Consider the following 12,696-nt stretch of genomic DNA (forward strand, 5'->3'; position numbering starts at 1 on the left):
CTTAAGATCCAAGGTTTTTGTTTAGGAATTAAAAAACCTGCCAGACTCCATCAGTCGATCAATCCTCCGCTTGTTTTCCTGCTGCAGTAATGAGGGATAAAGATTCATTAATGCATTGACCAACATTATTACAAAAGAAAAAAGGTATTGACCATAAACAACCTTAACCAAGGCAAAGCCCCCTACAAACAAAAAGGCCGCTAAGTGGCTTATTTCTGAAAATGTCATTTCCTTTCTTATTTTCACCAATTCGCTATACACAACTTTTGCTTTTAGCTTCATATTTGGATTAAAAAATTTAAAAGGAGTGTTCTTTACAATCCATTTGAAATAAGGAAGCCCCAAATTTTTATTTACGGCTTTGTTCTCAATAAAATTAAGTTTGGATAGTTTTTGGTAATGATTCGTTTTCATCAAAACTGCATTGATCACCATTCCAACTATCCATGAAATAAAAGATATTGAGACACTGAATATTAAATAATCTTTCAACATTGACATTGAATTAAAGCAATACCCACAGCACTTTTTTTTCACCTTATCCTCACCAATAAAAATAATAATTCACTGACTAGAAATCCAAGTTACAATGGGGCTTTCTGCCCTGCAATGGCAATTAAATTGACGCATAGGCTTTACTTTCTGCTTACCCCTTTCATTATATAAAGCTGATTAGTGGATTTAAAGGCCTCTGCTACACCATTATTACAATTGAAATAGGTATTTATTTCTTTGGGTAATTTTGTTTCTTTAATGCAATTTGCAGCTTCTTGAAGTCTGCACCAATTATTAATTGTTTATTATTTAGGTCAAGAATAGGGATGGATACATTCCCCCGAATTTTATGTTTTTTTAATTTATCTATCAACTCCAATTCTTTTTCCTTATTGGCATCTAAATCGTAGAAAGTATAATGCATCCCTGCACTATCCAATTCCTCTTTCAGTTTTTTACAATGATTACATTTTTCACTTCCGTATATTATTATCTTATTCTCCACCTGTTGCTTGCATCCAAGGCTACAAAAAATGACAATAATTAAAAATAAATTTTTCATATTTTACTTTCTGAAGTTTTTAGTCGCATAGCCAATATACCTGCCACCATAAATGATCCTCCTGCAAAGAGGATGGCATTAATAGGGTTATCGTTTAGCAAATTCTGAATGATAGGGCCAAAGGTTAAGGTTTGGATAAACATAGGCACAACGATCATCATATTTACAATCCCCATATACACCCCTCTTCTTTCTTGTGGAATAACTTTAGACACCATAGAGTAAGGCACTCCCATAATAGTAGCCCAACCGATTCCCAATAAAACCATGGGAAGAAGCAATAAAATTTCATCCTGAATAAATGGTAGTACTAACATGGCTATACCTGTTAGAAATAGGCTAGTAACGTATACAAACTTATTACCGAATCGAGCTGCAAAGGGCACAAGAGCCAGGGCCACAATCATGGTAACCAGATTATAAGTCCCGTTCATCAGACCGGTCTGTGCCAATGCCTGTTCAGACAATCGCTGTATTCTTTCAGCAAATTCTAAATCAGCCGGACTTACAACCGAGCCACTCACGCACAGCGCTTTGATCGTTTCAAATTTTAATATATCATTATTGCTAATTCCATATATAGAGGTCCTCAACATCGGTGTAATGAATTGCCAGTAGATAAACAAGGCATACCACTGAAATAAATAGACTACAGATAATGTTTTCAACAATTTTGGCATATCGGCAATTGCCTCAATAATTTCCAAAATAGGAGCAGTTGCTTTTTTTAAAAAAGGTATGTCATTGTTGCGTTTCAATATCTCCAGCTCTTTTTCAGAGGGAGGGATTTCAGGGGTCTTGATTACTGACCAAAAAATGGTACCCAATGAAGCAGCTGCCCCTAGGAAGAAAGAATAATACACCCAAGTTGGGATACCAGAAGCCATAGCTGAGGAAGGGTCACAAATTCCCGTACTTGTTTCATTATGGGAAAACCAGATCTGAAACAAAAATATAGAGAAGTTGGCAATTGTGATTCCTGCGCCTACGAAAAGACTTTGCATTTGAAAACCAAACGTCAGTTGCTCGTCAGGTAACTTATCAGCCACCAGAGCCCTGTAAGGTTCCATGGCTGTATTGTTCCCAACATCAAGTATCCAAAGTAAGCCTACTGCAAACCATAGCTCTGAACTGTAAGGGAAAGCAAACAAACTAAGGCTTGCTATAATCGCACCTATCATAAAGAAAGGCTTTCTTCGGCCCCAGCCAGGCACCCAGGTTTTGTCAGAAATGGCTCCTATTATAGGTTGGATGATCAGTCCCGTTACAGGACCTGCCAAATTCAATAATGGAAGCTGGGCATGGTCTGCTCCTAAAAATGAAAAAATAGGGTTGACCGCTGTTTGTTGAAGTCCGAAACTAAACTGGATACCAAAGAATCCGAGATTCATGTTCCAAATCTGCCAAAACGATAATTTGATTTTATTGCTCATTGGCTTGTTCTAGAATGGTTCAAACATAGAGGTACCCTTGCTGTCCGAATAATTTATTCTGAATAAATCCTCTTCGAAATCAACAATAAGCGTTGAATTGAACTCACCATTAACCCAGGTCAAGATAAGGACATTGGAATCACTTTTTTCAATAATAAAATCACCATTAAAGGAAGGGTGGTTGTTTCTAAATTTCATTATCTTAATCATGGATTTGACAACATCTCGTTCCAAACAACCCTTTATTTCCTCATCTCCATAATAGTGTCTATTAATATCACGGCCTACTTTTGTTTTTCTCAGCAGCTCCATGTCATTTTCTCCGGCAAGTAATCCCATATAGTATACTTGAGGTATACCTGGGCAGAAAAACTGAATGGCCCTTGCAATCAAATAGTCCTTATCGTTTTTACCGAGTGCATCATAAAAGGTACAATTGACCTGATAAAGGTCAAGATTAGACGCTGCTTCTCCGGTTGCTTCAAGGCTTTGTCCATTGGCATTTTTATGAATACTTTGAACCAAAAGATCAACATCTTCATCAGTCAATAACCCTGGTTGACCATTACTCCCGGTAACATCTATCACACCTATCCCATCATGTGTGTCCAGCACCGTCACACAATTTCTAGGGCTTATTTCCAACCAGTTTTTTAATTCAGTAAATCTTTTACTTCTAATACTATGAAGCACTAAAGGAGGCAAGGCAAAATCATAGACAAAATCAACTTTCTGTGCAATCTTAATCTGTTCTCGATAATAAGAATGAATTTCCACCAATACTTCCATTCCTAAATGTTTGGCCTTTCCTGCAAGTTTATCAAGAAACTCATAGGTTTCTGGAAGCATAAAACAAGAAGTACCAGCCTTCTTAATTGCATATCCAGCAGCATCCAATCTGATCATCTTAATACCAGCCTGACTAAATTTTTCAAGTATAGAGTTCAAATAGTTTTCTCCCAATGGATGCAAAACATCTATATCCAATTGGTTACTTGTAAAAGTAGTCCATAAATTAATTATTTCACCATTAGCAATTGTTTTTTTTGTAAAAGGCGTACTAGGTCTAGGCCTGTAAATTGCCTCAATATCCTCCACCGAAGCCCCCTTAGGGAATACTTTTTCTTTGGTCAAGAACAAATCAAAAAATGGGGAATCAACACCTTTTTCTTCCACATCTTTAAACTCCTTAGATTGGGCAGAAACGTGGTTTACGATAATGTCTCCCAAAACATCAAAATCTGCACCTATTTTGGAAACATCCTCCCATGAACCAATCCTCTCGTCTACCCTTGTGTGATCAATTGGGTCATACCCGGCATCTGCACCGTCAATTGGGAAATAAAAAGGCAATAAATGAACCCCTCCAAATGCATCTTTAAATTCGTTCTTAAGTAATTTATGGATTCCTTTTAATCCATTGTCGCCAAGCCTATTGGCATAGGTTATTAGTTGTATCTGGTTTTTCACGATCTAATTCTCTAGATTGAAAAGGGCAGTCATTTCTGACCACCCCCCCAATCATATGCCTAAAATTTAAACTTAAGTGTAACAGAGGTTGTGCGGCCATTGATGGATCTGGCACGAATCACATTCGTAACTCCATCTGTAATAGACCCTTCTTCTGACTCTGTCAATCCAAATGCATTGAACAAGTTATTGGAGTTAACACCAATCGAAAGTCCTTCAACGATATCATAGTAAGCGAAAGCATTCACTTGCGTATATCCCGGCATTACCAAATCGTTGTTATCTTGTGCATACATATCAGTAGTACCTATAAGGTTAAATCCTACTGTACCCTTTTTAAAATTATAAGATGGTGTTAGATAATAGATAAAATCTGCTTGTCTCCTTGGGGTATTCCCTTCTATTTCAGGGTTTAATTTATCTTTTGAAATTTCAGCGTTGGTCCATGTAACACTACCTCTCACATCAAACTTACCGAATCTTGCTGCTGTTTCTAGTTCAAGTCCTAAGGCTGTATACTCTCTGTCAAAAAACTGTTGAGTAGTTGCTTCAAAATTTTGTTCCTCGAGATTCGAATAAAATGCTGTTCCAAAAATTCCAATTTTAGGTGATTTATATTTGAAGCCGGCTTCCATTTGCGTAACCATATCTGAATTTAATCCACCTACAGCAGATCCGTCAGCAGCTATTCCTGGTCCAAACAATAACCTGTCTGCATTGGCCCTACCCCCACGGCTATACCGAGCAAAAGCTGCCTGACTATCTGAGATTTTGTAATTTAAACCTAAAGAGTAAGAAAGGTAACTCCAATCGTAATTAATGGGGTTTGCATTTGCATTATCTACTGAAGAAACGCTTTGCTCCGGCACTGAAATCATTCCATCTCGGTTCATATCTATAGCAGATTGTACAGCACCTGCATAGGTACCAAAAGCGCTACCATAATCATATCTTAAACCTGCATCTACAGAAAGATCTCCGAATTCAAAACTGGTATTTACGTAAGGTGCATTTACATCATAAACTGCATCATAATTTCTGGTACAGCAGTTGTCCCAAAAAGGAACCCCATAAGCAATAAGGCCATTTTCTGTAAAGGTGGTGTTGCCATCTGCACTTGAAACGTCCAATAAAGCTGCATTTGTGGAATTAACTTCCATTAAGTAAGAATTCCACAGCCATGACATATTGATATGCTGGATGCCTTTATAAAAACCAAAAGTGAAGTTTACATTGTCCATTTCCTTTGACAATTGTAAATCATTGGAAAAGTTATTGAAATTATTAAAGTCCACATCAAAAAGGTGAATTCTCATAGCCAGACCATTACCATTCAAAGCAGATGGATTATTTATGACATTTCCTGCATTTGGGCCATTTGCATAACTCAAGACCGAATTATCTCCACCAATTGAATTAGCCATTGACTGGGCATCTGCAACTTCTGAAGGGAATGGAGACACAAAACGCCCCGTATTAAATTGTTGTCTGAATTTATTGACAATGGACCAATCATTACCTAGGTAAAAGTTAAACTCTCCGCCAATCGCAGTGGATATAGGATTCATACCTTCCTGAATACTACTTCTCCTTAAGTTTCCATCTGCTCCCATACTCAAGTTGGTCATTAAATAGGGTGAATGAGGAGTTCCACTTAATGCGTTGAAATTATTGACATTCCCTAATACAGGAGAGCTATTTGACCCTGTTACCTGAACAGGCATCGGAAGATATCCTATAGACCTGTCATTGAGATGCTTGAAATACAGTCTAACAAAACCTTTATCAAATTTCTTGGTCAAATTAGCTTTAATTTGTCCCCCTGAATTTGCATTGTATCCTGCATCTCTTGGACCTTCTCCTTGTCTCCAAAACCCTCCAATGTGGAAGTTCATGTCTTCTCCAATTGGAGCACCATATTCGAAATCAGTCCTAAAAGTATTATAGTCCATCCCTACTGTGGTTCCAACAGAACCTCCTTCAACTTTACCTGATTTACTAATAAAGTTGATGACACCTGCAGGAGAATTACTTGAGAGTACTGATGCAGAACCTCCCCTTAAAGCTTCAATTCTATCAATCGTATTATCTGCCCTTAAAAATATATCAGCATTCCCAAACGAAATATCTCCAAACTGCATCACTGGAAGTCCGTCTTCATGTAATTGCAAGAATTTAGCACCTCCTGTAGCAATAGGTATTCCTCGGACAGTAATATTTGCATTTCCTTCTCCTCCTGTTGCCTCTGTTTTCACTCCAGGTAAATTTCTGAAAATTTCTGCAGTGGATCTGGGTGCTGCCTGATTAAATTGGTCTGTCCTTATAGAACTTACAGAAATACTTGATTCAATGGCGGTTTTAGGATCTGTATTACCTGTTACGATGACTACATCCAAACCGACAAGGTCTGCACTCATCTGGAAATCTCTGGAAATATCACCTTGTCCTAAAACTACAGGTTCCTCAATAGTTGAAAACCCTAAAAAAGAAACCTTCAAGATATGCTCCCCTTCTAAATTTGTTTCCAAATTATATTTCCCATCAAAGTCTGAAATTGCTCCAAGAGAAGTGCCTTCCAAACTTACAAGGGCGCCAATAATAGCTTCTCCGGTTTGCTCATCAGTAATAGTTCCGGAAAGTTTTGTGGAAGTTTGAGCAAAAGCATTAAAATCATTAAAGAAAAATATTAATGCTCCTATGGCAATGGTAAGTGTTTTTGTAATATTATTTCGTAATAGTTTCATGATTGGGTTATTATTTAAGTAATCGACTTGAATAATTATCAAACTGATAATGGAATAATACTCTGGCCAAATATTATTTACACCCCAAACATGAAAAACATTTGTTTAATAGTCAATAGTGAGTAATTTTATGAAATTACGAAACCGATTACGTAATCGATTTCGGTTTCAAATAAATTTTAATTTATAATCTTTCTAAATAAAAACCGGCGCTTTTTTTATGAATTCACTCTTTGCTTTACCCTATATTTATGCCTAAAATCCGTGTAACTCTGAAAACAATAGCCTCTAAATTAGGTGTTTCTGTGCCTACTGTTTCCCGCGCACTAAAGGATTATCCAGACATTAGCAAGGAAACGAAAACTGCTGTACTAAAACTTGTAGATGAACTCAATTATATCCCCAATAACCTGGCACTAAATTTACGCAAAAACAAATCCAACATTATTGGAGTAATTATACCCGAGGTGGTTCACTTTTTCTTTTCAAGCGTGATTAAAGGAATAATGCAATCAGCCGAAGAGCAAGGCTACTCAGTATTGCTCACTCAATCTCAAGAACTATTAAACCTTGAAAAGAAACATGCAAAACTACTTTTCTCATCACACGTAGATGGGTTGTTGGTGTGTCTTTCTGATGAAACCAAATCCTTTGATCATTTTAAAATTTTTAAAGAGTTCAATATCCCATTAGTTTTGTTTGACAAAGTACTCGACACTGAAACAATAAGTAAGGTGGTTATTAACGACAAAGAAGGCGCTTTTCAAGCCACCGAACATCTGATTCATCAGGGTTGTTCAAAAATTCTTTTTCTAAAAGGCCCGAAAGTTCCTCTTAATACAATAGAGCGTTTCAATGGCTATAAAGAGGCCCTTAATAAATACAACATCCCGCTAAACACTTCCTATATCAAGAGCTGTCCCCACATTACCAGACATGAAGCTTACAAGCTTGTAGATCGAGTAATTAAAAGCAAACAAACTTTTGACGGAATTTTTGGGGTTAGTGATATTTTATCTATAGGAGCATTAGGGGCCTGCCAAGACAATGGAATTAAAGTCCCGGAAGAAGTTTGCATAGTTGGCTTTAGTGATTCTGAAATGTGTGAGATTTCCAGACCCCAACTAAGTTCCGTCTATCAACCTGGATTTGAAATTGGTAAAAAATCAGCTCAAAAATTAATACAGGAAATTCAATTAATTGAAAGTGGCGGGGAATATAGACCAGAACATATCACCTTAAAGTCCACCTTGAGAATAAGGGAGTCCAGCAACAGAGTTTTAAAGAGCAAACAAAATTAATAGTATCTAATTGCTTGGATAGCCCATATTTACATTTCTTTCTAAAAAACAATCTATAACTCAAGTAAAACTTCAAGCCAAAAGACCTAGTTTATGAGCTTTACCCTATGAAATGACTGGATAAACCTTCAATTTTCTTACTCTAAGCGCTTTAAAAACGCATCAAAAAACGCCCTATCTACTTTAAGAACTGAGCCATGTCTGGTACCTTCCGGAAAACTGGTACTTTCTGATACATCTGTCCAGTTCTTTAAATCCGGGGACAATACGGCACCCATTTCATGCTTTCTGTATTTGTCAAAATAAACAATCCATTGCCCATCTACCTGGGTCACGGTGGGACCTTCAGCCCAGTAATCACCCGTAATAGGCTCTCCTGCATCGCCATACCCACTATCAAGTGAATCACTCACAGCTATTCTTATATTCTTCTTTGCTGGCTCACGGGTTTCATCTTTCACAAAAAGATAATATTTACCTTCATGTTTTTGAATGGTGCCATCAATCACATTAAAACCTGGTTCATAAAACATTTCTGTTTCTGAAAAGGTCTTGAAATCTTTTGTGGTTACATAGTATTGTCTATGATTATAGGCATCGTCTAGTTGGGATTGGGTCTCAGGGTATAGCCCTTTTATAGTAGTAGACCAATAAATAATATATAATTCCTCATCTGCATCATAAAATACCTCCGGCGCCCAAGTATTGCGAGCCCCCTCTTCATGAGCCATTACTGGAATAAACTGTTGTTCAGACCAATTGATTAAATCTTCTGAATAAGCATACCCTATGCCTTTCTCTTTCCAACTAACTGTCCAAACCATATGGAACAATCCATCTCCACCTCTTATAATACATGGATCCCGCATAAGTTTATCTCCACCGACAGTAGGTCTAAGCAAAGAAGCACCATCGTTCAAGGCTTTATAAGTATAACCATCTGTAGAATAAGCCAGGTGCAACCCATCCTCCCCATTACCTGTGAAATAAGAAAAAAGATATACCTCTTCCTTTTTCGTCATTTGAGCAACTGATTGACATGAATAAAACAACAAAAGAAGTGGTAATAATACCCAAGCTGTAAGGTTCCAAAAACGCATAACTACAATAATAAAATTTAATCTAAGGTAATAACTTCTAAACTAGATTAAAATATTTTTTGCCTTATCAAAAAAAATAGTGGGTAAGTCACAAGTACCAATGGTAATTGCCTTTCATTCCCATTTATCAAAAAAAATCATTACCCCTAAGCACCTAGCCCTACTTTAATCGGTCTGATTTTACCCAACGACCTGATTACCAACAGACTAACCATAAAGTAAACTGGACTTAAGTCTATATAACATTCAATTAAACTTAACACGGGTATCCAAACAGATTATTCCACATTAACTTAAAATAAAACTAAATTACGGTTTTTAAATGTTTTTTATTTATTTAATCATATTTTGATTTAAATAAATAAAACAGGACAGAACAGGATGGCTTTATTTACTTTTTTAATCAATTTTATAAAAAAGTAACCATTTTATATTGCTTTATTATTATCAATTAAACCCAAAAATTATGAAAAGAAATTTTATTAAATCAAACAAATTCCAGATACTGGCTTTTGTTCTCTCTCTTTTCTTACTATCCGGTCCTTCATTGGCCCAAGGGAATAGAACAATTAATGGCCTGGTAAAATCTCAGGAAGACCAAGAATTGATCCCGGGAGTATCCATCTTGGTTCAAGGAACAAACCGAGGCACTGTCACCGACATTGATGGTAAATTTAGCCTGGAAGTCAACAATGGTGAAACCCTGGTCGCTAGCTTTATTGGCTATGAAAACAAGGAAGTGACCATTGAAGAAGGAATGAATAATATAGAGATTTTACTCAATTATTCGTTTTCAGACTTATCTGAGGTGGTCGTTGTAGGATATGGGACCCAAAAAAAATCAGATCTAACAGGTGCCGTAGGATCGGTTAGTAGCGAAACCCTTCAAGAAAGGCCTTCAGCCTCTTTAACCCAAGCGCTCTCGGGGAGAATTCAGGGTGTTAATGTATCTGTAAATTCCGGGAGACCCGGAGGACGTGCCAATATCAGAATCAGAGGAAACACTTCTGTAAGTATCGCCAATGATCCTTTGTATGTAATTGACGGAGTCATTATCCATGCAGCCGGCCTAGCAAACGGTAGCACCCCCATTGATTATATCAACCCCAATGATATTGCTTCAGTAGAGGTACTAAAGGATGCCTCGGCTACTGCCATTTATGGTGCAAGAGGAGCAAATGGAGTGATTTTGGTAACCACAAAAAGAGGCAGCAACAAAGGAGGAATGATCACCTTTGACACTGATGTAAGTGTGGGTGTATTGCCAAAGAAAATCCCCTTACTCAATGCAGAAGAATTTCTTATGGTGGAAGATATCGCCTATCAAAATGCACAAAAATACGATCCCACAGGTTGGGCCAATGGCATTTATACCGATCCAAAGTTAAAAAGAACCAATCCCTTATTGTTTGATGCGAATGGAAATCCCCTACATGACACAGACTGGCAGGATGAATCTTTCCGTAAAGCGATTACTCAAAATCATCAATTAGGACTTACGGGTGGCAATGAAAAAGACAGTTATGGAATCTATGTCAATCACAGAAATGAAGAAGGATTGATGCGAGAATCCTACCTAAAGCGATATGCAGGCAGATTTGTGTTTGACAGCCAGATAAAGCCATGGTTAAAAGTAGGAGGAAGCTTGAGCTATACAGATCAAAAAGAAAGCCAGGTGGATCCGCTTGGGGCTGGAGGCATAATCGCCATGCGCCAAGTACTGGAAGCGCTTCCCATTATTCCTGTTCGATACAGCGATGGAAGCTGGGCAGGCAATGAAGATTATCCGGGTATGGAAGGGGGAAACAATCCGCTTCATGTAGTAAATGACCGTGTATATATTGTCAATACCCAAACCATGTTAGGCAATATCTATGCTAATTTTAACCTGGCAGAAGGGCTTGAGCTTCGCTCAGTATTAGCCAGCAATATAATCAACCAAAGGGTGGACTATTATGGAGGAAGAACCCTAAATTATATTGCAAGAAACCAACGAGGGGATGCTTCCGTAATGAATGATCGCTTAAACTCCTGGCAGTTTGAAAACTATCTTACTTACAATAAAGACATCGATGAAAACCAATCTATCAATGCCTTACTGGGTATTTCTTGGCAGCATGTTGATCGGTTCAATAGTACTGCAAGGTCTCAAGATTTTCAGGATGATTATTTCAAATTTAATAACCTGGGAGCCGGAGCCAATGTTTATCAAACACTTTCTGGTACTTCAGCCTATGGTTTAAACTCTTATTTCGGTAGGTTTAACTACAACCTAAAAGAAAAATATTTAGTAACCTTTACCGGAAGAATTGATGGATCATCCAAATTTGGAGAAGCCAATAGGTACGCGGTATTCCCATCAGCTGCTTTGGCATGGAGAATTTCTGAAGAAGATTTTCTTAAAGACCATAAAACCATTTCAAACCTAAAATTAAGGGCCAGTTATGGGGTAACCGGAAATTCTGAAATAGCCGCCTATCAGGCTTTGGCAGGAATGGGCAACTATACGGTAATCTTCAATGACTCAAGGAGTATAGGACTGGGTGTCAACCGGCTTTCAAACCCTGACCTTAGGTGGGAAAAAACATTTCAAACGGATGTAGGGTTGGAGCTTGGACTGCTAAATAACAGGCTTACATTTGAACTGGACCTGTATAGAAAACTGACAGAAGACATGCTACTAAATGCCCCCGTTCCCTCCAGCAGTGGGTACAGCTTGGTTACTAGAAATATCGGTAGCATGGAAAACAAAGGAGTTGAATTTGCCCTTAATTCTGTAAACATCGTAAACAATGATTTCAAGTGGGACACGCACTTTAATATCTCTATAAACCGAAACAAAGTTTTGGAGCTCACCGGTGGAGCAGACATATTTTCCGGCTCTACTATCATTAGAGAAGGGGAACCTGTTGGCTCTTTCTTTGGATTTGTTCATTTGGGAACATGGGACACAGATGAAACTGACCTCGCTGCCCAGTACCTCAAACTACCGGGAGACATCAAATATGAAGACGTTAATGGAGATGGTGCCATTAATGACAACGATAGAGTGATCATTGGCCAGGGAATTCCTAAAGGATTTGGCACATTTATGAACACTTTCCAGTACAAAAACCTGGAATTAATGGTTGACCTGCAGTTTAATTATGGAAATAAGGTACTGTGGCGAAGCAAGCACTCCGCTGAAGACCGTCAGGGGATCGCCAATAGTTTTAAAACGGTATTGAATGCCTGGACACCAGACAACCAAAACACAAATATTGCCCAATTGAGACCATTGACTGCAGGATACAATACCTTCAATGATTCAGACAGGACACAGGATGGTTCTTTCCTCCGAGGAAGAAATTTACTCCTTGCCTACACCTTTGAACCTACCCTAATTCAAAGGCTAAAATTAAGCAGATTAAGGGCTTATGTGTCGGTTCAAAATTTCTTCCTAAGCACCAAGTTTCAAGGCTATGACCCTGAAGTTTCCACTTCCGGATCTCCATTTGACCAAGGTGTAGACCTTTATGCTTACCCAAAGCCAAGGGTTTTTATGCTCGGATTAAATATCGCCCTTTAAAAAGTTTCACTTGAATATTTGAA

At 37.9% G+C, this 12,696-nt stretch carries 8 protein-coding genes; 2 read left to right on the forward strand and 6 right to left on the reverse strand.

What is annotated here, in order from left to right; all coding sequences use genetic code 11:
• Positions 1-21: 21 nt before the first annotated feature.
• The 5 genes from ACYVHJ_RS13540 to ACYVHJ_RS13560 form a co-directional block, all read right to left on the reverse strand.
• Positions 22-495, reverse strand: a complete 474-nt coding sequence (locus ACYVHJ_RS13540) for a glycosyl-4,4'-diaponeurosporenoate acyltransferase CrtO family protein (RefSeq protein ID WP_339904803.1) — start codon at positions 493-495, stop codon at positions 22-24.
• 229 nt (positions 496-724) lie between these two features.
• Complete coding sequence (locus tag ACYVHJ_RS13545) at positions 725-1,057, reverse strand: glutaredoxin family protein (protein WP_460515609.1); 333 nt, start codon at positions 1,055-1,057, stop codon at positions 725-727.
• Positions 1,054-2,490, reverse strand: coding sequence for an MFS transporter (locus ACYVHJ_RS13550; protein WP_460515611.1), 1,437 nt, complete (start codon positions 2,488-2,490; stop codon positions 1,054-1,056). Before ACYVHJ_RS13550 ends, ACYVHJ_RS13545 begins: the two co-directional genes overlap by 4 nt.
• 9 nt (positions 2,491-2,499) lie before the next feature.
• Positions 2,500-3,960 carry an alpha-amylase family protein gene (gene gtfA, locus ACYVHJ_RS13555; RefSeq protein WP_460515613.1) on the reverse strand — a complete coding sequence of 487 codons (1,461 nt, stop codon included), beginning with the start codon at positions 3,958-3,960 and terminating at the stop codon, positions 2,500-2,502.
• A 59-nt stretch (positions 3,961-4,019) separates the two neighbouring features.
• Complete coding sequence (locus ACYVHJ_RS13560; RefSeq protein ID WP_460515615.1) at positions 4,020-6,704, reverse strand: TonB-dependent receptor domain-containing protein; 2,685 nt, start codon at positions 6,702-6,704, stop codon at positions 4,020-4,022.
• A 251-nt stretch (positions 6,705-6,955) separates the two neighbouring features.
• On the opposite strand from ACYVHJ_RS13560, the gene ACYVHJ_RS13565 reads away from it, so the two are divergent.
• Entirely contained in the window at positions 6,956-8,005 is a 1,050-nt protein-coding gene (locus tag ACYVHJ_RS13565; protein ID WP_460515617.1) for a LacI family DNA-binding transcriptional regulator, read from the forward strand.
• Between the two features lie 137 nt (positions 8,006-8,142).
• Here the strand turns inward: ACYVHJ_RS13565 and ACYVHJ_RS13570 are convergent, their stop codons facing one another.
• Positions 8,143-9,027 carry a glycoside hydrolase family 43 protein gene (locus ACYVHJ_RS13570; protein ID WP_460515619.1) on the reverse strand — a complete coding sequence of 295 codons (885 nt, stop codon included), beginning with the start codon at positions 9,025-9,027 and terminating at the stop codon, positions 8,143-8,145.
• Positions 9,028-9,571: 544 nt separating this feature from the next.
• On the opposite strand from ACYVHJ_RS13570, the gene ACYVHJ_RS13575 reads away from it, so the two are divergent.
• A complete protein-coding gene (locus tag ACYVHJ_RS13575; RefSeq protein WP_339903291.1) occupies positions 9,572-12,673 on the forward strand; it encodes a SusC/RagA family TonB-linked outer membrane protein in 3,102 nt (1,033 codons plus the stop codon).
• Positions 12,674-12,696: the final 23 nt, after the last annotated feature.

The organism is Cyclobacterium sediminis (genome assembly GCF_054781075.1).

Excerpts from the sequence above, each read along its gene's own strand:
- ACYVHJ_RS13540 (WP_339904803.1), bottom strand. The coding sequence starts at position 495 with ATGTTGAAAGATTATTTAATATTCAGTGTCTCAATATCTTTTATTTCA.
- ACYVHJ_RS13545 (WP_460515609.1), bottom strand. The coding sequence starts at position 1,057 with ATGAAAAATTTATTTTTAATTATTGTCATTTTTTGTAGCCTTGGATGC.
- ACYVHJ_RS13550 (WP_460515611.1), bottom strand. The coding sequence starts at position 2,490 with ATGAGCAATAAAATCAAATTATCGTTTTGGCAGATTTGGAACATGAAT.
- ACYVHJ_RS13560 (WP_460515615.1), bottom strand. The coding sequence starts at position 6,704 with ATGAAACTATTACGAAATAATATTACAAAAACACTTACCATTGCCATA.
- ACYVHJ_RS13565 (WP_460515617.1), top strand. The coding sequence starts at position 6,956 with ATGCCTAAAATCCGTGTAACTCTGAAAACAATAGCCTCTAAATTAGGT.
- ACYVHJ_RS13570 (WP_460515619.1), bottom strand. The coding sequence starts at position 9,027 with ATGACGAAAAAGGAAGAGGTATATCTTTTTTCTTATTTCACAGGTAAT.
- ACYVHJ_RS13575 (WP_339903291.1), top strand. The coding sequence starts at position 9,572 with ATGAAAAGAAATTTTATTAAATCAAACAAATTCCAGATACTGGCTTTT.